Origin of the sequence: Enterobacter sp. LU1, assembly GCF_008271405.2 — a bacterium.
Classification (GTDB): Bacteria; Pseudomonadota; Gammaproteobacteria; order Enterobacterales; family Enterobacteriaceae; genus Enterobacter; species Enterobacter hormaechei_C.
Genome location: NZ_CP043438.2, coordinates 4,124,612 through 4,145,095 on the forward strand (window position 1 = coordinate 4,124,612; position 20,484 = coordinate 4,145,095).

Below are 20,484 nucleotides of genomic sequence, written 5' to 3' on the forward strand. Positions count from 1 at the left end.
CCATGCCGTGGATCCAATTAAAACTGAACACAACCGGCGCGAACGCCGAAGAACTGAGTGATGCGCTGATGGAGGCCGGTTCGGTCTCTATCACCTTCCAGGACACGCATGACACGCCGGTCTTTGAGCCGCTGCCAGGCGAAACGCGCCTGTGGGGTGATACGGACGTTATCGGCCTGTTCGATGCAGAAACCGACATGAAAGAGGTCGTGGCGATTCTGGAAAACCATCCGCTGCTGGGCGTGGGTTTCGCGCATAAAATTGAACAGCTGGAAGACAAAGACTGGGAACGCGAGTGGATGGACAACTTCCATCCGATGCAGTTTGGTCAGCGTCTGTGGATCTGCCCAAGCTGGCGTGAAGTTCCCGATAAAAACGCCGTCAACGTGATGCTGGATCCGGGTCTGGCGTTCGGCACCGGCACCCACCCGACAACCTCCCTGTGCCTGCAATGGCTGGATGGCCTGGATCTGGAAGGCAAAACCGTGATCGACTTCGGTTGCGGATCCGGGATCCTTGCTATCGCGGCGCTGAAACTGGGCGCGGCAAAAGCCATCGGGATCGACATCGATCCGCAGGCGATTCAGGCCAGCCGTGATAACGCCGAGCGTAATGGCGTTTCCGATCGCCTTGAACTGTATCTGCCCGATGCACAGCCAGAGGCGATGAAAGCCGATGTTGTGGTCGCGAATATCCTGGCTGGCCCGTTACGCGAGCTGGCGCCGTTAATCAGCGTGCTGCCGGTTGAAGGCGGTCTGCTGGGCCTGTCCGGTATCCTTGCCAGCCAGGCAGACAGCGTCTGTGAGGCCTACGCCGATCTCTTCGCGCTCGACCCGGTGGTCGAAAAAGAAGAGTGGTGTCGCATCACCGGCCGTAAAAAATAAGCGTTTGGCGTGGTCGTCTGACCACGCCTTTTCCCTTCGGTTTTTTCTCCCGCCTTCTTCCTTTCTTCGATAAAATAACCGCACAAATCATAATGTTAATCATTGATTTGGATAATAAAATTCACAGGACGAATATGATGAAACACATTTCAGGCAAGGCAGCGCTGCTGGCGCTGAGCATGATTTCGGCTACGGCTTACGCATCACACTGGAGTTATCAGGGAGAAGGCGCACCGGAACACTGGGGCGAACTGGACGAGGCGTACAAGACGTGTAAAAGCGGAATGTATCAGTCGCCGGTCAACATAGATAACACGGTCAAAGCCCACATCTCTCCGCTGGAAACGCACTATATCGACGGCCCGGTCATTCTGACAAACAACGGCCATACTATCCAGGCAAGTGAAAATGCCGATACACGCGACAGCATCACGCTTGATAAACAGCGCTGGACGTTACAGCAGTTCCATTTCCATGCGCCATCCGAAAATACGGTGCACGGTAAAAAATACGCAATGGAAATGCATCTGGTCCATAAAAACGCTGACGGCGAACTGACGGTCGTTGCCGTTATGTTCGATCAGGGCGCGGCAAACACTGAACTGGATAAACTCTGGGGCGTGATGCCCGGACAGGTTGACCAGAACGTAACGATTAAGCCAACCCTCGATATGAATAAATTACTGCCCACGGATAAAACCTACTGGCGTTTTAGCGGCTCTCTGACCACGCCACCGTGTTCAGAAGGGGTGACATGGCTGGTGCTCAAGCACCCGCTGACCGTCTCTGCTGAACAGCTGCAAAAATTCACTCACACCATGCACCATGAAAACAGCCGCCCGGTTCAACCGCTTCATGGCCGTCTGGTTGTTGAATAAGTCGATTTTTTTACGCTGATATCCTGTGCTGAAATGCGACGCAGATCGCAAAGAAGCGCCATAATCTGCTGCTTATAGCAGCAGATTATCCCGGACAATTGATTCATTTATTCAGAAATGATGAGAAGTTACGGGAAATTGTAAGCGCCCACAAAATGTTCATTTATTCATAACACAATGATTTAAATAGCGAATAATCTTATCCAAAAAGAATGACTGGCGATTCCTTGATCTACAACAGAGGATTGTTCAAAGTTTGGCCTTTCATCTCGTGCAAAAAATGCGTAATATACGCCGCCTTGCAGTCACAGTATGGTCATTTCTTAACTCATGCGCATCGGACACCACCAGCTCAGAAATCGCCTGATCGCAGCCCCAATGGCAGGTATTACCGACCGGCCGTTCAGGACGCTGTGTTACGAGATGGGAGCAGGCCTGACCGTTTCCGAGATGATGTCGTCTAACCCGCAGGTTTGGGAAAGCGATAAGTCCCGCCTACGGATGGTGCACATTGATGAACCAGGTATCCGCACCGTGCAAATTGCCGGAAGCGTGCCTGAAGAGATGGCAGATGCCGCGCGTATTAACGTGGAAAGTGGCGCCCAGATTATTGATATCAATATGGGTTGCCCGGCCAAAAAGGTGAATCGCAAGCTTGCAGGTTCAGCCCTTCTGCAATACCCCGACCAGGTGAAGTCAATCCTGACGGCGGTTGTCAGCGCAGTGGACGTTCCTGTTACGTTGAAGATTCGCACGGGTTGGTCGCCGGAACACCGTAACTGCGTAGAGATTGCCCAACTGGCCGAAGACTGTGGCATTCAGGCCCTGACCATTCATGGACGCACTCGCGCCTGTTTGTTCAACGGTGAAGCTGAATACGACAGCATTCGGGCAGTTAAGCAGAAAGTTTCCATTCCGGTTATCGCGAATGGCGACATTACTGACCCGCTTAAAGCCAGAGCTGTGCTCGACTATACGGGAGCTGATGCTCTGATGATAGGACGTGCCGCTCAGGGAAGACCCTGGATCTTTCGGGAAATCCAGCATTATCTGGACACTGGGGAGCTGCTTGCCCCACTGCCTCTGGCAGAGGTTAAGCGCTTGCTTTGTTCGCATGTTCGGGAACTGCATGACCACTACGGCCAGGCAAAAGGGTACCGAATTGCGCGTAAACACGTCTCCTGGTATCTCCAGGAGCACGCTCCAAATGACCAGTTTCGGCGCACATTCAACGCCATTGAGGATGCCAGCGAACAGCTGGAGGCGTTGGAGGCATACTTCGAAAATCTTGCGTAATGAAATAAAGAGCTGACAGAACTATGTTCGAACAACGCGTAAATTCTGACGTACTGACCGTTTCTACCGTTAACTCTCAGGATCAGGTGACTCAAAAGCCCCTGCGTGACTCGGTTAAACAGGCACTGAAGAACTATTTTGCTCAACTGAACGGTCAGGATGTTAATGACCTGTATGAGCTGGTACTGGCTGAAGTTGAACAGCCACTGTTGGACATGGTGATGCAATACACCCGTGGTAATCAAACCCGCGCTGCCCTGATGATGGGCATCAACCGTGGTACCCTGCGTAAGAAACTGAAAAAATACGGCATGAACTAATTTCGATTAGCTAACTGCTTGTTTAAAAAGGCGCTCTTCGGCATGGGGAAGCGCCTTTTTTATCGTCCGGACGGGCAACCGTCAATGCTTTGTAAACCTTCTCTTTCCCCACTTTTCAACGCCCGCTTTTCGTGTATATTTCCAGCAACTTACAGGCTCTCTTTTCACGGAATGACACATGATTCGTAAATACTGGTGGCTGGTCGTTTTTGCTGTCTCTGTTTTCATTTTTGATGCGCTGCTGATGCAGTGGATTGAACTGATGAGCACCGAAACCGATAAATGTCGCAATATGAATTCCGTGAACCCGCTTAAACTGGTCAACTGCTCAGAGCTGGACTAACCGCTTCCATCCTGTCCCCCCCTGTTATCACTCAATAAAAACAGGGATTTAAATCACTTTTCGTCATTTCCTGACGATGATAATGTCTGTGCCCTTTCCAACCGCTCTTGCTTAACGTCTCACAACGAGTGAACAGACCATGCTGGTTAGCCAATACAACCAAATCCTCGTAGTCATCTCCTTTGTTGTTGCCATTCTTGCCGCCTATACCGCGCTGAATATGGCTGCGCGCGTTGCCGGAAGCCAGGGCATCGCTGCACGCGTCTGGCTGGCAGGTGGCGGTGTTTCGATGGGGATTGGCGTGTGGGCGATGCATTTCATCGGTATGCTGGCGATGGATCTTTCCATGAGCATGAGTTACAACGCGGTCCTGACCGTGCTTTCGATGGTTATCGCCATCAGCTCGTCAATGTTTGCCCTGTGGCTCGTTAGCGGCGAGCAGCTACGTTTGCGCCGGCTGCTGCCTGGCGCCGTCGTGATGGGAGCGGGCATTGTTGCCATGCACTACACCGGTATGGCTGCCCTGGAGGTCACACCGGGTATTGTCTGGGATAAAACGTGGGTGGCTATCTCTGTGGTCATTGCCCTTGCCGCTTCACTGGCCGCTCTTTGGCTGACGTTCCGTTTACGTCAGGAAGCTGCACGAATGGCGTTGATGCGGCTGGGGGCGGCGATCACCATGGGCATTGCTATCGCTGGCATGCATTACGCCGGCATGGAAGCAGCACAATTTCCAATGTCGACGATGGTCCACCATCATGGCATTAACGGGAGCTGGCTGGCGATACTGGTTAGCGTGGTCGCGCTCGCTATTCTGGGGATTACGCTGCTGGTGTCGATGTTCGATGCCCGCCTTCAGGCTCGTACCTCGCTGCTGGCCTCATCACTGGCAGAAGCTAATCGTGAACTCGCACAGCTGGCGTTACATGATACGCTGACGCGATTACCCAATCGTATTCTGCTTGAGGATCGCCTCGATCAGGCCATCAGCAAGGCCGATCGCGAAGGAAGCCCTTTCGCGCTGATGTTTATGGATCTTGATGGCTTTAAAACCGTCAACGATGCCTATGGTCATGATGTCGGTGACAAGCTTCTGGTTGCGGTGACTCAGCGTTTGCTGTTGCAGTTGAAAGGTCAGTATACGCTGGCGCGTATCGGTGGGGATGAATTCGTCCTGCTGGCCGAAACCGCCACTCCGGATGATGCTGCCTCACTGGCAAATTCACTGGTGCGCGTCATTGATAGCCCGTTCCATCTCGATCCTTATGAACTGATGGTCACCCTGAGCATTGGCATTGCGCTCTATCCACACGATGGCAAAACCGATCGTGAACTGATGTTTAACGCTGATGCTGCGATGTACCACACGAAACATATGGGTCGTAACGGCTATCACTTCTTCCAGCCGTCAATGAATACGCTGGCGCAGACGCATCTTCAGCTGATGAATGATCTGTGGCAAGCCATCGACCGTAATGAGTTACGCCTGCTTTATCAACCTAAATTCCACGCTCCTGCCGGGCCAGTCCTCGGGTTCGAAGCGCTGTTACGCTGGCAGCATCCCAAACAGGGGTTACTCTCCCCTGACCTGTTTCTACCGCTGGCAGAGAAAACGGGGCTGATTATTCCGATTGGAAACTGGGTAATCGACGAGGCCTGCCGCCAGCTGCGTGAATGGCATCTTCAGGGCCACACGGACTGGTCAATGGCGGTGAATCTTTCTACATTGCAGTTCGAACAGCCGTCGCTGGTTAAAACAGTTCTCGATTGTCTGACGCGCCATAGCGTACCGCCCGGCATGTTGATCCTGGAGGTGACCGAAACCACGGCAATGAACAATCCGGACGAAAGCGTTCGTGTCCTGACAGCGCTGACGGATGCGGGAGTAAAAGCCTCGATAGACGATTTTGGCACCGGTTACTCAAGCCTTCTGTATCTTAAGCGACTCCCCGCCTGCGAGTTGAAAATCGATCGTGCTTTTGTGAAAGAGTTAAGTGGTGAGAGCGAAGATGCGACGATTGTCTCGGCGATTGTCGCCCTGGCAAAAACGCTGAATCTGAAGGTCGTGGCGGAAGGGGTCGAAACCGCAGCGCAGCAAACCTTTCTGACAGAACTGGGATGCAATACGCTACAGGGTTACCTGCTGGGCAAACCGATTACCGCGCAAGCTATTATGGAACAGTGCCAGCACGGGGAGATGTCGCCACCCCGGACGCGGTCATGAGGCTGTATCGTAAACCACTGGTGCCACTCGGGTGATATTTAGTGTCGCCAGAATATTATCCACCAGCGCCGGTGCTTGTTTGTACAGATTAAAATTGTTGCTATCCATTAACCAGTTTTTAATGACACCGCTAAAAAAGGCGTGGAAAACAATCAGCGCCAGTTCAATATTGGTTTGCGAAGAGATAACGTTACGAGCAATGCATCGCTTTAGCGTCTTGCGAAGATAATCATCGTTTAAACCGATCCGCTTGCGTATTTCACATTCTGAAATCACATCGTCATGAAATTCACACTTATGATACAAAATTTGTAAAAGCGCATATTGCCGCGGCTCGCTCGCAATATATTGCAGTGCGACAATAAATTGTTCACGAAGCATTAACAAAGGGTCGTCATTTTCGGAAAGTATTAACCTGTCACGAATCATCTCACGCATCGGCAATTGCTGATCCCATATTGCATTAAATATTTCCGCTTTACTCGAGAAATGCCAGTAAACCGCCCCGCGAGTGAGTTGAGCAGCATCGGCGATGTCGGTAAGCGTGGTGCTGGACACGCCACGCGTCGCGAATAGCCCGATAGCGGCTTCAATCAGCTGCTGGCGGGTCTTTTGAGCCTCTTCTTTCTTTTTGCGCGCCATAACCTGCTACTCATTACTCATAAGATTGATACGTTATCAAAGGATATTGCCGTGGTCGTGTAGTCAAAGTATTAACCAAAACCCGTGTTAATTTTGCACAAAAAAAGTCAATTCATTTAATTTATAATTCACGTGAATAAATCGAATACATAAAATTCATAAAATATATGAATAGCATTCACCGAAAACATTTCGTTGATTATCCTGACAGAAAAAGAATACCGAATGCACTGTGTCAGATTCCGATTTTTACTTTTAAAAGCTCCATCAGCACTTATAAATTAAAAAACATTAAACACCCTCATTATTATACGCGGCTACATTTCTATTTTTTGCCTCACACCCTTTCACCGATTCATGGCAAATATCGGCTCAAGGGTAGTTTAAGGAACAGTAATGACGAATCACTTCAGATGCTTACCCTTATCCGGTTTCATTGTCTGTGCCGCGCTGCTCACCGGGTGCGATGGGCAAGAAAACCCACAGCAGCATGCGCAAGCTCCTCAGGTCAGTGTTCATATTGTTAAAAGCGCGCCACTGGCCGTAACGACAGAATTGCCCGGCAGAACTGACGCGTATCGTGTTGCGGAGGTTCGTCCTCAGGTAAGTGGTATCATTCTGCACCGTAATTTTACCGAAGGCAGCGACGTTAAAGCGGGTGAATCCCTTTATCAAATCGATCCGGCCACCTATCAGGCAGCCTACGACAATGCGAAAGGTGAACTGGTAAAAGCACAGGCGGCGGCGAATATCGCCCATCTGACGGTGAAACGTTACGTTCCGCTGGTTGGTACGCAATATGTGAGCAAGCAGGAGTACGATCAGGCGGTGGCAACTGCCCAGCAGGCGGATGCGAGCGTGGTTGCCGCGAAGGCTGGCGTTGAAAGCGCGCGGATCAACCTGGCCTATACGAAAGTCACATCCCCAATCAACGGGCGTATAGGTAAATCCAGCGTCACCGAAGGGGCGTTAGTCACTAATGGCCAGGCAACTGCACTGGCGACGGTTCAGCAACTCGATCCCATTTATGTCGATGTGACGCAATCCAGCAGCGATTTTATGCGCCTGAAGCAGCAGACGAGCCTGCAAAAGGGAGACACCAGCAGCGTCGAGTTGCTGATGGAAAATGGCCAGCCTTATCCGCTGAAAGGGACGCTCCAGTTCTCTGATGTCACGGTAGATGAAAGTACCGGCTCAATCACCCTTCGCGCCCTCTTCCCTAACCCACAGCATATGCTGTTACCGGGTATGTTTGTCCGTGCGCGCATCGATGAAGGTACGCAACCTGATGCCATTCTGGTTCCTCAGCAGGGGGTAACCCGTACACCACGCGGAGATGCCACCGTGCTTGTGGTAAATGAGAAAAACCAGGTGGAATCACGCACTGTCGTTGCACCGCAGGCGATTGGCGATCGCTGGCTGATCACGGAAGGCCTCAAAAACGGCGACCGCGTCATTATCAGCGGCCTGCAAAAAGTTCGCCCTGGCGTCACCGTCGTGGCTATTCCTGATACCGCAGCGACTCCAGCCAGTTAAGGAATAACGACATGGCTAATTTCTTTATTCAACGGCCTGTTTTCGCCTGGGTACTCGCCATCATTCTGATGATTGCGGGCGGGCTGGCCATTTTAAAACTACCGGTCGCGCAATATCCGACCATTGCGCCGCCGGCGGTTGCGGTGACAGCAACCTACCCGGGCGCTGATGCCCAGACGGTACAGGACACCGTCACTCAGGTTATCGAACAGAACATGAACGGTATCGATAATTTGATGTACATGTCGTCCACCAGTGATTCCGCTGGTAACGTCACCATTACGCTGACGTTCGAGTCGGGTACAGATCCTGATATTGCGCAGGTGCAGGTTCAGAACAAACTCCAGCTCGCCATGCCGCTGCTGCCACAAGAAGTGCAGCAGCAGGGGATCGGCGTGGAGAAATCCAGCAGCAGCTTCCTGCTGGTTGCAGGCTTTGTGTCGGACAATAAAAACCTCACGCAGGATGATATCTCCGACTATGTCGCTTCTAACGTAAAAGATGCGATCAGCCGTACTTCCGGCGTCGGTGACGTGCAGCTGTTCGGTGCCCAGTATGCAATGCGCATCTGGCTGGACAGCAACGCGATGAACAAATATCAGCTCACGCCGCTGGATATCATTAACCAGCTAAAAACGCAGAACGACCAGATTGCTGCGGGCCAGTTGGGCGGAACACCGTCCGTACCTGGGCAGCAACTGAACGCCTCAATTATTGCTCAAACGCGTCTGAAATCGCCGGAGGAGTTTGGTCGTGTGACGCTGAAGGTGAACCAGGACGGTTCAATGGTCCACCTGAAAGATGTGGCCCGCATTGAGCTGGGTGGCGAAAACTACAACATGGTCACCAAAATCAATGGCCAGGCAGCAACGGGGCTGGGGATCAAGCTGGCGACTGGCGCAAACGCGCTGGATACCGCTGCCGCCATCAAGAGTAAACTGGCGCAGTTGCAGCCCTTCTTCCCTCAGGGCCTGAAAGTCGTGTATCCGTACGACACCACACCTTTCGTGAAGATCTCAATCCATGAAGTGGTGAAGACACTGTTTGAAGCGATTGTTCTCGTGTTCCTGGTGATGTACTTGTTCCTGCAAAACCTGCGGGCAACGCTTATTCCGACGATCGCCGTGCCCGTGGTGTTACTGGGCACCTTTGCGGTACTGGCTGCGTTCGGGTTCTCCATTAACACCCTGACGATGTTCGGGATGGTATTGGCTATAGGTCTGCTCGTCGATGACGCCATCGTGGTGGTCGAGAACGTAGAACGCGTCATGGTTGAGGACAAGCTGCCGCCAAAAGAGGCGACGCAGAAGTCGATGGAGCAAATCCAGGGCGCCCTGGTGGGCATTGCCATGGTGCTTTCGGCGGTATTTATCCCGATGGCATTCTTTGGTGGTTCAACCGGGGCTATCTATCGCCAGTTCTCGCTGACCATTGTCTCCGCGATGGCCTTGTCGGTACTGGTAGCGTTGATATTAACGCCTGCTCTTTGTGCAACGCTGCTCAAACCGGTTTCCAGCGAACATCATGAAAAGAAAGGTGGTTTCTTCGGCTGGTTTAACGCGCTCTTTGATAAAAGTGTGGAGCATTACAGCAACAGCGTGAGCGGCATTTTACGTAAAACCGGCCGCTATCTGCTGGTTTACGTCATCATCGTCGGCGGCATGGCAGTTCTGTTCCTGCGCCTGCCTTCCTCCTTCCTGCCGGAAGAGGATCAGGGGGTGTTTATGACGATGGTTCAGTTGCCGGCAGGGGCGACGCAGATGCGTACCCAGCAGGTACTGGATCAGGTTCAGGATTATTACCTGACGAAAGAGAAAGCGAACGTTGAATCGGTCTTTACCGTAAACGGTTTTAGCTTTAGCGGACAGGGGCAGAACTCCGGTATCGCTTTCGTCAGCCTGAAGCCATGGGAAGAACGCCCGGGCAAGGAAAACGGCGTTGAGGCGATTGTCAGCCGCGCGACGAAAGCGTTCAGCCAGATCAAAGACGGTCTTGTATTTCCGTTTAACCTGCCTGCCATTATTGAACTGGGTACCGCAACAGGCTTTGACTTTGAACTGATTGACCAGGCAAACCTGGGGCATACGCAGTTAACCCAGGCGCGTAACCAGCTGCTGGGCATGGTGAGAGAACATCCTGACTTACTGGTCCGCGTGCGTCCTAACGGACTGGAAGATACGCCACAGTTCAAGCTGGACGTCGATCAGGAGAAGGCACAGGCGCTGGGTGTGAGCGTGTCTGACGTCAATCAGACGATTTCAACAGCCCTGGGTGGCACCTATGTGAACGACTTTATCGATCACGGACGGGTGAAAAAAGTTTATGTGCAGGCTGATGCTCGCTTCCGTATGCTACCTGGAGACATTAACGGACTGTATGTGCGTAGCGCTAACGGCGAAATGGTGCCTTTCTCTGCCTTTAGCAGCTCTCACTGGGTGTACGGTTCACCGCGTCTGGAACGTTACAATGGGATGCCGTCAATGGAGATCCTCGGTGAGTCTGCCCCTGGCAAAAGTACCGGTGAGGCAATGGCGTTGATGGAAAGCCTTGCGTCAAAACTGCCTTCCGGCATCGGCTACGACTGGACGGGGATGTCTTATCAGGAACGACTTTCCGGGAATCAGGCTCCGGCGCTGTACGCCATCTCACTGATTGTGGTGTTCCTGTGTCTGGCGGCCCTCTATGAAAGTTGGTCAATTCCCTTCTCGGTCATGCTGGTTGTGCCGCTGGGGGTGATCGGCGCGCTTCTGGCTGCATCAATGCGAGGGCTGAACAATGACGTTTACTTCCAGGTTGGTCTGCTTACGACAATTGGTTTATCAGCCAAGAACGCCATACTGATCGTTGAGTTCGCCAAGGATCTCATGGATAAAGAAGGCAAAGGGATTATCGAAGCCACGCTTGAAGCCTCGCGTATGCGTCTGCGTCCTATCCTGATGACTTCCCTGGCATTCATCCTTGGTGTTATGCCTCTGGTCATCAGCAGCGGTGCAGGTAGTGGGGCACAAAATGCGGTCGGGACGGGCGTGATGGGCGGGATGCTGTCAGCCACCCTGTTGGCCATTTTCTTTGTTCCTGTTTTCTTTGTGGTTGTCCGGAGACGGTTTACAAAGCACAAGGATTAATGAAAATCATAAAGGCACCTCTGGTGCCTTTTTTATTTCCTGAAAACAATGTAAAAACACATCCCCTCTTCACATTTCCTCCATTAATAATCAGTGCCCGCGCTTTTTTCTTCATAATTTTTACAATCCACACAAATTGAGATTATTCCCCGTGCTGCATGGTATTAGTGCGGTGGTAAAATAATCATCAGTTCGTTAATTGCTGTATCGGCTCTTTAGCGAATAAGCGATCATATTGAGGTAACATCATGAAAAGATTCCTTTCCGTTGCACTTCTCGCTGCGCTACTTGCTGGTTGCGCGCACGACTCTCCATGTGTACCGGTATACGACGATCAGGGGCGACTGGTTCACACCAATACCTGTATGAAGGGCACTACCCAGGATAACTGGGAAACAGCAGGTGCGATTGCTGGTGGCGCCGCGGCAATCGCTGGCCTGACACTCGGTATTGTCGCCCTGACTAAATAAGGCTTCTAAAAGCGCGGCCATCGCCGCGCTTTTATTTTTCCCTGATATAAGGAACGTATATTCCTCATCACGAATAGCATCAGATATTAATTAAATTCAATACGCTACCTTACTCCCCGCTATACCCCATACCTGTACATAACATTTAATTGATTTAACGCTGCTGCGAGCCAGCATAATGCATTCCACAACTTCAGTTTCAGTAGGGTAAAATGCTTTAATACGTCCGTAAGGTATTAATGGCGACAGCAGGAATATCGAATGAGGGAATTGGTTTGGCTGGAGCGATAACGCAAAAAGGCCATCCTTTCGGATGGCCTTTCTACTTGTTTGATGTCTGGCAGTTCCCTACTCTCACATGGGGAGACCCCACACTACCATCGGCGCTACGGCGTTTCACTTCTGAGTTCGGCATGGGGTCAGGTGGGACCACCGCGCTAAAGCCGCCAGACAAATTCTTTTACTTCTTGCCGAACTTTAACCTAAGTATAAAGTGGTGCTGATACCCAGAGTCGAACTGGGGACCTCACCCTTACCAAGGGTGCGCTCTACCAACTGAGCCATATCAGCACGCTAAATTTGATGCCTGGCAGTTCCCTACTCTCACATGGGGAGACCCCACACTACCATCGGCGCTACGGCGTTTCACTTCTGAGTTCGGCATGGGGTCAGGTGGGACCACCGCGCTACAGCCGCCAGGCAAATTCTGTTAATCTGTATCAGGCTGAAATTTGATTGTCTGTCTCTTCGCCAAAACACCTTCGGCGTTGTAAGGTTAAGCCTCACGGTTCATTAGTATCGGTTAGCTCAACGCATCGCTGCGCTTACACACCCGACCTATCAACGTCGTCGTCTTCAACGTTCCTTCAGGAGACTTAAAGTCTCAGGGAGAACTCATCTCGGGGCAAGTTTCGTGCTTAGATGCTTTCAGCACTTATCTCTTCCGCATTTAGCTACCGGGCAGTGCCATTGGCATGACAACCCGAACACCAGTGATGCGTCCACTCCGGTCCTCTCGTACTAGGAGCAGCCCCCCTCAATTCTCCAGCGCCCACGGCAGATAGGGACCGAACTGTCTCACGACGTTCTAAACCCAGCTCGCGTACCACTTTAAATGGCGAACAGCCATACCCTTGGGACCTACTTCAGCCCCAGGATGTGATGAGCCGACATCGAGGTGCCAAACACCGCCGTCGATATGAACTCTTGGGCGGTATCAGCCTGTTATCCCCGGAGTACCTTTTATCCGTTGAGCGATGGCCCTTCCATTCAGAACCACCGGATCACTATGACCTGCTTTCGCACCTGCTCGCGCCGTCACGCTCGCAGTCAAGCTGGCTTATGCCATTGCACTAACCTCCTGATGTCCGACCAGGATTAGCCAACCTTCGTGCTCCTCCGTTACTCTTTGGGAGGAGACCGCCCCAGTCAAACTACCCACCAGACACTGTCCGCAACCCGGGTAACGGGTCTACGTTAGAACACCAGCCATTAAAGGGTGGTATTTCAAGGTTGGCTCCACGCAGACTGGCGTCCACGCTTCAAAGCCTCCCACCTATCCTACACATCAAGGACCAGTGTTCAGTGTCAAGCTATAGTAAAGGTTCACGGGGTCTTTCCGTCTTGCCGCGGGTACACTGCATCTTCACAGCGAGTTCAATTTCACTGAGTCTCGGGTGGAGACAGCCTGGCCATCATTACGCCATTCGTGCAGGTCGGAACTTACCCGACAAGGAATTTCGCTACCTTAGGACCGTTATAGTTACGGCCGCCGTTTACCGGGGCTTCGATCAAGAGCTTCGCGTTGCCGCTAACCCCATCAATTAACCTTCCGGCACCGGGCAGGCGTCACACCGTATACGTCCACTTTCGTGTTTGCACAGTGCTGTGTTTTTAATAAACAGTTGCAGCCAGCTGGTATCTTCGACTGATTTCAGCTCCGCCCGCAGGGGCTTCACCTACACATCAGCGTGCCTTCTCCCGAAGTTACGGCACCATTTTGCCTAGTTCCTTCACCCGAGTTCTCTCAAGCGCCTTGGTATTCTCTACCTGACCACCTGTGTCGGTTTGGGGTACGATTTCGTGTTACCTGATGCTTAGAGGCTTTTCCTGGAAGCAGGGCATTTATCACTTCAGCACCGTAGTGCCTCGTCATCACACCTCAGCGTTAACAAGGTACCGGATTTACCTGGAACCTCCGCCTACATGCTTAAACCGGGACAACCGTCGCCCGGCTGACATAGCCTTCTCCGTCCCCCCTTCGCAGTAACACCAAGTACAGGAATATTAACCTGTTTCCCATCGACTACGCCTTTCGGCCTCGCCTTAGGGGTCGACTCACCCTGCCCCGATTAACGTTGGACAGGAACCCTTGGTCTTCCGGCGAGCGGGCTTTTCACCCGCTTTATCGTTACTTATGTCAGCATTCGCACTTCTGATACCTCCAGCATGCCTCACAGCACACCTTCAACGGCTTACAGAACGCTCCCCTACCCAACAACACATAGTGTCGCTGCCGCAGCTTCGGTGCATGGTTTAGCCCCGTTACATCTTCCGCGCAGGCCGACTCGACCAGTGAGCTATTACGCTTTCTTTAAATGATGGCTGCTTCTAAGCCAACATCCTGGCTGTCTGTGCCTTCCCACATCGTTTCCCACTTAACCATGACTTTGGGACCTTAGCTGGCGGTCTGGGTTGTTTCCCTCTTCACGACGGACGTTAGCACCCGCCGTGTGTCTCCCGTGATAACATTCTTCGGTATTCGTAGTTTGCATCGGGTTGGTAAGCCGGGATGGCCCCCTAGCCGAAACAGTGCTCTACCCCCGAAGATGAATTCACGAGGCGCTACCTAAATAGCTTTCGGGGAGAACCAGCTATCTCCCGGTTTGATTGGCCTTTCACCCCCAGCCACAGGTCATCCGCTAATTTTTCAACATTAGTCGGTTCGGTCCTCCAGTTAGTGTTACCCAACCTTCAACCTGCCCATGGCTAGATCACCGGGTTTCGGGTCTATACCCTGCAACTTAACGCCCAGTTAAGACTCGGTTTCCCTTCGGCTCCCCTATACGGTTAACCTTGCTACAGAATATAAGTCGCTGACCCATTATACAAAAGGTACGCAGTCACCCCATAAAGAGGCTCCCACTGCTTGTACGTACACGGTTTCAGGTTCTTTTTCACTCCCCTCGCCGGGGTTCTTTTCGCCTTTCCCTCACGGTACTGGTTCACTATCGGTCAGTCAGGAGTATTTAGCCTTGGAGGATGGTCCCCCCATATTCAGACAGGATACCACGTGTCCCGCCCTACTCTTCGAGTTCACAGCAAGTGCATTTTCGTGTACGGGACTATCACCCTGTACCGTCGGACTTTCCAGACCGTTCCACTAACACACAAGCTGATTCAGACTCCGGGCTGCTCCCCGTTCGCTCGCCGCTACTGGGGGAATCTCGGTTGATTTCTTTTCCTCGGGGTACTTAGATGTTTCAGTTCCCCCGGTTCGCCTCGTTAACCTATGTATTCAGTTAACGATAGTGCAACGGATTGCACTGGGTTTCCCCATTCGGACATCGCCGGGTCAAGGGTTCATATCACCTCGCCGGCGCTTTTCGCAGATTAGCACGTCCTTCATCGCCTCTGACTGCCAGGGCATCCACCGTGTACGCTTAGTCGCTTAACCTCACAACCCGAAGATGTTTCTTTCGATTCATCATCGACTTGCGAAAATTTGAGAGACTCGAACACACATGAGCTGTGTGTCGTTTCAATTTTCAGCTTGATCCAGATTTTTAAAGAGCAAATATCTCAAACATGACTCGCAAGTCAGTTTTGAGATATGACGGCAGGTGACTTTCACTCACGAACCAGCAAGTGGCGTCCCCTAGGGGATTCGAACCCCTGTTACCGCCGTGAAAGGGCGGTGTCCTGGGCCTCTAGACGAAGGGGACGTACAGTCTCAATCGCAAGACGCCTTGCTATTTACTTTTCATCAGACAATCTGTGTGAGCACTACAAAGGCAGGTTCTTTAAGGTAAGGAGGTGATCCAACCGCAGGTTCCCCTACGGTTACCTTGTTACGACTTCACCCCAGTCATGAATCACAAAGTGGTAAGCGCCCTCCCGAAGGTTAAGCTACCTACTTCTTTTGCAACCCACTCCCATGGTGTGACGGGCGGTGTGTACAAGGCCCGGGAACGTATTCACCGTGGCATTCTGATCCACGATTACTAGCGATTCCGACTTCATGGAGTCGAGTTGCAGACTCCAATCCGGACTACGACGCACTTTATGAGGTCCGCTTGCTCTCGCGAGGTCGCTTCTCTTTGTATGCGCCATTGTAGCACGTGTGTAGCCCTACTCGTAAGGGCCATGATGACTTGACGTCATCCCCACCTTCCTCCAGTTTATCACTGGCAGTCTCCTTTGAGTTCCCGGCCTAACCGCTGGCAACAAAGGATAAGGGTTGCGCTCGTTGCGGGACTTAACCCAACATTTCACAACACGAGCTGACGACAGCCATGCAGCACCTGTCTCAGAGTTCCCGAAGGCACCAATCCATCTCTGGAAAGTTCTCTGGATGTCAAGAGTAGGTAAGGTTCTTCGCGTTGCATCGAATTAAACCACATGCTCCACCGCTTGTGCGGGCCCCCGTCAATTCATTTGAGTTTTAACCTTGCGGCCGTACTCCCCAGGCGGTCGACTTAACGCGTTAGCTCCGGAAGCCACGCCTCAAGGGCACAACCTCCAAGTCGACATCGTTTACGGCGTGGACTACCAGGGTATCTAATCCTGTTTGCTCCCCACGCTTTCGCACCTGAGCGTCAGTCTTTGTCCAGGGGGCCGCCTTCGCCACCGGTATTCCTCCAGATCTCTACGCATTTCACCGCTACACCTGGAATTCTACCCCCCTCTACAAGACTCTAGCCTGCCAGTTTCGAATGCAGTTCCCAGGTTGAGCCCGGGGATTTCACATCCGACTTGACAGACCGCCTGCGTGCGCTTTACGCCCAGTAATTCCGATTAACGCTTGCACCCTCCGTATTACCGCGGCTGCTGGCACGGAGTTAGCCGGTGCTTCTTCTGCGGGTAACGTCAATCGACAAGGTTATTAACCTTATCGCCTTCCTCCCCGCTGAAAGTACTTTACAACCCGAAGGCCTTCTTCATACACGCGGCATGGCTGCATCAGGCTTGCGCCCATTGTGCAATATTCCCCACTGCTGCCTCCCGTAGGAGTCTGGACCGTGTCTCAGTTCCAGTGTGGCTGGTCATCCTCTCAGACCAGCTAGGGATCGTCGCCTAGGTGAGCCGTTACCCCACCTACTAGCTAATCCCATCTGGGCACATCCGATGGCAAGAGGCCCGAAGGTCCCCCTCTTTGGTCTTGCGACGTTATGCGGTATTAGCTACCGTTTCCAGTAGTTATCCCCCTCCATCAGGCAGTTTCCCAGACATTACTCACCCGTCCGCCACTCGTCAGCGAAGCAGCAAGCTGCTTCCTGTTACCGTTCGACTTGCATGTGTTAGGCCTGCCGCCAGCGTTCAATCTGAGCCATGATCAAACTCTTCAATTTAAAAGTTTGATGCTCAATGAATTAAACTTCGTAATGAATTACGTGTTCACTCGTTGAGACTTGGTATTCATTTAGTGTCCGAGGACATTAAGAATCCATGTCACTTTGAGTGCCCACACAGATTGTCTGATAAATTGTTAAAGAGCAGTTGCGACGCGCTTCAGCGCTCTGTCGCTGAGGTGGCGTATATTACGCTTTCCTCTTTCAGAGTCAACCCGTTATTTCAGGATTTTTCTCTTCAACCGACCGGGTTATCTGTGAAGTGATTCACATCCGCCGTGTCGATGGAGGCGCATTATAGGGATCCCAGTTTTTAGCACAAGTATTTTTTAGATCTTTTTTTCCAACTGATGATTTTCCGTGCTTTTCGCTGAAAACCCACCCGATCCGCTTAAAAATTGACGCATTTTGCCTTGCCTCGATCCAGGAATACGATCAAAGTCTTCTTTAATAGCACTCATCTGTATCGAGGTAGATATGTTTGCAGTATTACGTCCTTATAAAGATCTGTTCCCCCAAAAAGGCGATCGCGTGATGATCGATGCCAGCAGCGTGGTCATTGGTGATGTTCGCATGGCCGATGATGTCAGCATCTGGCCACTCGTCGCGATCCGGGGCGATGTTAACTACGTTGCAATCGGTGCACGCACCAATATTCAGGACGGCAGCGTGCTGCATGTGACTCATAAGTCATCTTATCACCCTGAGGGCAATCCGCTCATCATTGGGGAAGATGTCACCGTCGGTCATAAAGTGATGCTCCACGGCTGCACAATCGGTAACAGGGTTCTCGTTGGGATGGGATCGATTTTGCTGGATGGCGTCATAGTAGAAGATGACGTAATGATTGGCGCAGGAAGCCTTGTTCCGCAAAACAAACGTCTGGAAAGTGGCTATCTCTATTTAGGCAGTCCGGTTAAACAGATCCGCCCCCTAAAAGAGGCGGAGATCGAAGGATTGAAATACTCAGCGAACAATTACGTTAAATGGAAGAATGACTATCTGGATCAGGATAACCAGACCCAACCCTGATCGTCTTCCTGCTGATCGCGGATCAAATCGCTGGCTTCCTCTTCCAGATCCCAGCGATTTTCGCAAAAGACCGCTAACGGATCTGAACCACCAAAGCGCTGATGCAACGTCTCCCCTTTAATCGCACAGGTGAGCTGCATTCCATGCACCAGCACCGGGAAACAAACCGCTTGCTTATTTTCATCCCAGATTTCTCTGTCGGGAAAATGAATCGCCTGATTCATGCCATCAGTTCCTGTTTCAGCTTTTCGATCACCGGTTCTACAGCAGGTAACACGCCATGCCAGAGTAGCACCGCATGAGCCGCCTGCCCCACCAGCATGCCCAGACCATCAGCCACGTGTTTTGCCCCCTGTTGTTCACACCAGGTCAGAAATGGCGTTTTCCCTTTTTGATAAAACATGTCATAGGCGTAGATGTGGGAATGAACCAGGGATGCAGGAATCGCCGGGATCTCTCCATTAATACCGCTTGAGGTGGCATTAATTACAAGATCAAATTCGTGACCCGCGAGATCGTCAAGTGCTACCGCAGTTACGCTGCCTGTGTGTGCGAACAACGCCGCCAGCTCTTCTGCTCTGGAGAAGGTACGGTTGGTGATTGTCACCGCACAATCCAGCGAAAGAAGAGGAAGCAATACGCCGCGCGACGCGCCACCCGCGCCGATCAGCAGGATCCGAAAGCCTGGTTTAATAAACGACAATCGCTCCAGATCGCTGAGTAAACCTATGCCATCGGTGTTATCGCCCAGAAGGCGACCATCTTCGAGCCGCTTAAGAGTATTGACGGCACCAGCGAGCGAGGCACGCTCGGTCAGCTCATCCGCGCGCCCGAAAGCCTCTTCTTTAAAAGGCACCGTGACGTTCGCACCTTTACCACCCGCATCAAAAAAGCTATTCAGCGTCGGTATAAATGCATCAACAGGCGCAAGAACCCGACCATACGGGTGATCTATCTGCAATTGCTCTGCAAACAGCTGATGGATCAGAGGCGACTTGCTGTGCGCGATCGGGTTACCAAAAACAGCATAGGTTTCCATAACATTATCCCTGGCGAAAACGTTCGCCGGTCAAGGCATCGCGAATTTCTGACGGGTTAAGACGACCCCCAGTTTCACCCACGGCTACAGGGAAATCATTCCCGAACTGCGCCAGAACTTCTTCTGTTGTCCGACAAGGGGGAAGCCCGGTCAGGTTGGCGCTGGTTGAAACCAGGGGTTTACCAAATGCCTGGCATAACTCCACCACCAAGGGATGGTCGGTAACGCGTACCGCGAGTGAATCGAAACGCCCGGTTAGCCAGCGCGGCGTTGTCGGTTGTGCAGGGAAAACAAACGTCACGGGACCAGGCCACGCAGAGAAAATGGTTTCCCGCTGTGCAGGTGTCAGCATGGAATCATCAATATAAGGCTTAAGCTGCTCGTAGTTCGCAGCGATCAAAATCAATCCTTTTTCGACTGGCCGCTGTTTTAGCGCCAGCAGACGGTTAACGGCGACTTCGCTGTCAGGATCGCACCCGACCCCGAAAACGGCTTCTGTTGGATAGGCGATGACTTCTTCTTTTTTCAGTATGTCCACCGCCTGCGCGATGGAGCCTGATGGCAGGTTATTATTCACTGATTTGATCCGCCGAAACCGGCTTTCCACATTGTTTATTGGCGCAAAAGCGTTTCAAGCCTTGCGCGGTTTTCTTTTCTATAAGTAACGGATAATCGCAATGAGGGCAGACGCCCGCTACTGGTTTGAAATTGATAACGAACTGGCATTCAGGATAGCGATCGCACGAATGGAAGGTCTTGCCATAACGAGAGCGGCGCTGCACCAATTGACCACGCTGGCACTGAGGGCAGGCAATTGCCGTTTCATCTGGTTTATCAATTTGTTCCGTATGTTCACATTCCGGATAGCGGCTGCATCCGATAAACATCCCGAACCGCCCCTGCCGCAGCGCCAGTTCGCCGCCACAGAGTGGACAAAGCTGTCCCTCCAGAATTTTGACGATATGTCCGTCCGCCTGGCTTTTCAGGGGACGGACATAATCACATTCCGGATAGTGTGAACAACCGAGAAACGGACCGTGTTTCCCGGACCGAATAACAAGTTCAGCCCCACACTGTGGGCAGGGCTCGTTTTTATGCACCGTGAAGAGTGCTGATTTGGCCATA

Annotated in this window: 15 protein-coding genes, 2 tRNA genes and 4 rRNA genes; 10 read left to right on the forward strand and 11 right to left on the reverse strand. The window is 52.0% G+C overall.

Annotated features, from left to right (window positions below; all coding sequences use genetic code 11):
• Window positions 1–2 precede the first annotated feature (2 nt).
• The 6 genes from prmA to FZF21_RS19730 all read left to right on the forward strand — a co-directional run bounded on the left by prmA (window position 3) and on the right by FZF21_RS19730 (window position 5,945).
• On the forward strand, window positions 3–884 hold the full coding sequence (gene prmA, locus FZF21_RS19705; RefSeq protein ID WP_015572021.1) for a 50S ribosomal protein L11 methyltransferase: 882 nt from the start codon (window positions 3–5) through the stop codon (window positions 882–884).
• A gap of 137 nt (window positions 885–1,021) precedes the next feature.
• On the forward strand, window positions 1,022–1,762 hold the full coding sequence (locus FZF21_RS19710) for a carbonic anhydrase family protein (RefSeq protein ID WP_017382702.1): 741 nt from the start codon (window positions 1,022–1,024) through the stop codon (window positions 1,760–1,762).
• Window positions 1,763–2,092: 330 nt separating this feature from the next.
• Window positions 2,093–3,058 (forward strand): tRNA dihydrouridine synthase DusB, encoded by a 966-nt coding sequence (gene dusB / locus FZF21_RS19715; RefSeq protein ID WP_015572023.1) that lies wholly within the window; start codon window positions 2,093–2,095, stop codon window positions 3,056–3,058.
• Window positions 3,059–3,081: 23 nt separating this feature from the next.
• Complete coding sequence (gene fis, locus FZF21_RS19720) at window positions 3,082–3,378, forward strand: DNA-binding transcriptional regulator Fis (RefSeq protein WP_000462905.1); 297 nt, start codon at window positions 3,082–3,084, stop codon at window positions 3,376–3,378.
• Between the two features lie 178 nt (window positions 3,379–3,556).
• Entirely contained in the window at window positions 3,557–3,721 is a 165-nt protein-coding gene (locus tag FZF21_RS19725) for a DUF2556 family protein (RefSeq protein ID WP_003860373.1), read from the forward strand.
• A gap of 139 nt (window positions 3,722–3,860) precedes the next feature.
• Window positions 3,861–5,945 carry a bifunctional diguanylate cyclase/phosphodiesterase gene (locus FZF21_RS19730; protein ID WP_047738172.1) on the forward strand — a complete coding sequence of 695 codons (2,085 nt, stop codon included), beginning with the start codon at window positions 3,861–3,863 and terminating at the stop codon, window positions 5,943–5,945.
• Here FZF21_RS19730 and envR read toward each other — a convergent pair.
• Window positions 5,940–6,587: an acrEF/envCD operon transcriptional regulator gene (gene envR / locus FZF21_RS19735; RefSeq protein ID WP_015572025.1), complete on the reverse strand. Its 648-nt coding sequence runs from the start codon at window positions 6,585–6,587 to the stop codon at window positions 5,940–5,942. The two genes, FZF21_RS19730 and envR, sit on opposite strands and share 6 nt — an antisense overlap.
• Before the next feature lie 396 nt (window positions 6,588–6,983).
• On the opposite strand from envR, the gene FZF21_RS19740 reads away from it, so the two are divergent.
• The 3 genes from FZF21_RS19740 to FZF21_RS19750 all read left to right on the forward strand — a co-directional run bounded on the left by FZF21_RS19740 (window position 6,984) and on the right by FZF21_RS19750 (window position 11,718).
• Entirely contained in the window at window positions 6,984–8,123 is a 1,140-nt protein-coding gene (locus tag FZF21_RS19740) for an efflux RND transporter periplasmic adaptor subunit (RefSeq protein ID WP_015572026.1), read from the forward strand.
• A gap of 11 nt (window positions 8,124–8,134) precedes the next feature.
• Complete coding sequence (locus tag FZF21_RS19745) at window positions 8,135–11,248, forward strand: efflux RND transporter permease subunit (protein ID WP_017693888.1); 3,114 nt, start codon at window positions 8,135–8,137, stop codon at window positions 11,246–11,248.
• Window positions 11,249–11,496: 248 nt separating this feature from the next.
• Complete coding sequence (locus FZF21_RS19750; protein ID WP_003860364.1) at window positions 11,497–11,718, forward strand: lipoprotein; 222 nt, start codon at window positions 11,497–11,499, stop codon at window positions 11,716–11,718.
• Window positions 11,719–12,053: 335 nt separating this feature from the next.
• Here FZF21_RS19750 and rrf (FZF21_RS19755) read toward each other — a convergent pair.
• The 6 genes from rrf (FZF21_RS19755) to FZF21_RS19780 all read right to left on the reverse strand — a co-directional run bounded on the left by rrf (FZF21_RS19755) (window position 12,054) and on the right by FZF21_RS19780 (window position 17,288).
• Window positions 12,054–12,169: ribosomal RNA gene (gene rrf / locus FZF21_RS19755) — 5S ribosomal RNA — on the reverse strand.
• 43 nt (window positions 12,170–12,212) lie between these two features.
• Window positions 12,213–12,288: transfer RNA gene (locus FZF21_RS19760), tRNA-Thr, on the reverse strand.
• Window positions 12,289–12,302: 14 nt separating this feature from the next.
• Window positions 12,303–12,418, reverse strand: a 5S ribosomal RNA gene (gene rrf / locus FZF21_RS19765).
• Between the two features lie 71 nt (window positions 12,419–12,489).
• Window positions 12,490–15,394: ribosomal RNA gene (locus FZF21_RS19770) — 23S ribosomal RNA — on the reverse strand.
• A 192-nt stretch (window positions 15,395–15,586) separates the two neighbouring features.
• A tRNA-Glu gene (locus FZF21_RS19775) sits at window positions 15,587–15,662 on the reverse strand.
• A gap of 84 nt (window positions 15,663–15,746) precedes the next feature.
• Window positions 15,747–17,288 (reverse strand): 16S ribosomal RNA (locus FZF21_RS19780).
• Together the 16S, 23S and 5S rRNA genes with 2 tRNA genes alongside form the textbook arrangement of a ribosomal RNA operon.
• A gap of 477 nt (window positions 17,289–17,765) precedes the next feature.
• Here FZF21_RS19780 and FZF21_RS19785 point away from each other — a divergent pair.
• Complete coding sequence (locus tag FZF21_RS19785) at window positions 17,766–18,320, forward strand: gamma carbonic anhydrase family protein (RefSeq protein ID WP_047736605.1); 555 nt, start codon at window positions 17,766–17,768, stop codon at window positions 18,318–18,320.
• Here FZF21_RS19785 and FZF21_RS19790 read toward each other — a convergent pair.
• The 4 genes from FZF21_RS19790 to FZF21_RS19805 are packed head-to-tail and all read right to left on the reverse strand — an operon-like array spanning window position 18,296 to window position 20,483.
• Window positions 18,296–18,544 (reverse strand): DUF1488 domain-containing protein, encoded by a 249-nt coding sequence (locus FZF21_RS19790; protein ID WP_015571398.1) that lies wholly within the window; start codon window positions 18,542–18,544, stop codon window positions 18,296–18,298. The genes FZF21_RS19785 and FZF21_RS19790 overlap by 25 nt on opposite strands.
• The gene (gene aroE, locus FZF21_RS19795) at window positions 18,541–19,359 is read right to left on the reverse strand and encodes a shikimate dehydrogenase (protein WP_015571399.1); all 819 of its coding nucleotides are present in this window, start codon (window positions 19,357–19,359) and stop codon (window positions 18,541–18,543) included. Before aroE ends, FZF21_RS19790 begins: the two co-directional genes overlap by 4 nt.
• Window positions 19,360–19,363: 4 nt before the next feature.
• The gene (tsaC, locus tag FZF21_RS19800; RefSeq protein ID WP_017383724.1) at window positions 19,364–19,936 is read right to left on the reverse strand and encodes an L-threonylcarbamoyladenylate synthase type 1 TsaC; all 573 of its coding nucleotides are present in this window, start codon (window positions 19,934–19,936) and stop codon (window positions 19,364–19,366) included.
• Window positions 19,929–20,483, reverse strand: a complete 555-nt coding sequence (locus FZF21_RS19805) for a topoisomerase DNA-binding C4 zinc finger domain-containing protein (protein ID WP_045142205.1) — start codon at window positions 20,481–20,483, stop codon at window positions 19,929–19,931. The genes tsaC and FZF21_RS19805 overlap by 8 nt, the downstream gene beginning before the upstream one ends.
• Window position 20,484: the final 1 nt, after the last annotated feature.

Excerpts from the sequence above, each read along its gene's own strand:
- prmA (WP_015572021.1), top strand. The coding sequence starts at position 3 with ATGCCGTGGATCCAATTAAAACTGAACACAACCGGCGCGAACGCCGAA.
- FZF21_RS19710 (WP_017382702.1), top strand. The coding sequence starts at position 1,022 with ATGAAACACATTTCAGGCAAGGCAGCGCTGCTGGCGCTGAGCATGATT.
- dusB (WP_015572023.1), top strand. The coding sequence starts at position 2,093 with ATGCGCATCGGACACCACCAGCTCAGAAATCGCCTGATCGCAGCCCCA.
- fis (WP_000462905.1), top strand. The coding sequence starts at position 3,082 with ATGTTCGAACAACGCGTAAATTCTGACGTACTGACCGTTTCTACCGTT.
- FZF21_RS19725 (WP_003860373.1), top strand. The coding sequence starts at position 3,557 with ATGATTCGTAAATACTGGTGGCTGGTCGTTTTTGCTGTCTCTGTTTTC.
- FZF21_RS19730 (WP_047738172.1), top strand. The coding sequence starts at position 3,861 with ATGCTGGTTAGCCAATACAACCAAATCCTCGTAGTCATCTCCTTTGTT.
- envR (WP_015572025.1), bottom strand. The coding sequence starts at position 6,587 with ATGGCGCGCAAAAAGAAAGAAGAGGCTCAAAAGACCCGCCAGCAGCTG.
- FZF21_RS19740 (WP_015572026.1), top strand. The coding sequence starts at position 6,984 with ATGACGAATCACTTCAGATGCTTACCCTTATCCGGTTTCATTGTCTGT.
- FZF21_RS19745 (WP_017693888.1), top strand. The coding sequence starts at position 8,135 with ATGGCTAATTTCTTTATTCAACGGCCTGTTTTCGCCTGGGTACTCGCC.
- FZF21_RS19750 (WP_003860364.1), top strand. The coding sequence starts at position 11,497 with ATGAAAAGATTCCTTTCCGTTGCACTTCTCGCTGCGCTACTTGCTGGT.
- FZF21_RS19785 (WP_047736605.1), top strand. The coding sequence starts at position 17,766 with ATGTTTGCAGTATTACGTCCTTATAAAGATCTGTTCCCCCAAAAAGGC.
- FZF21_RS19790 (WP_015571398.1), bottom strand. The coding sequence starts at position 18,544 with ATGAATCAGGCGATTCATTTTCCCGACAGAGAAATCTGGGATGAAAAT.
- aroE (WP_015571399.1), bottom strand. The coding sequence starts at position 19,359 with ATGGAAACCTATGCTGTTTTTGGTAACCCGATCGCGCACAGCAAGTCG.
- FZF21_RS19805 (WP_045142205.1), bottom strand. The coding sequence starts at position 20,483 with ATGGCCAAATCAGCACTCTTCACGGTGCATAAAAACGAGCCCTGCCCA.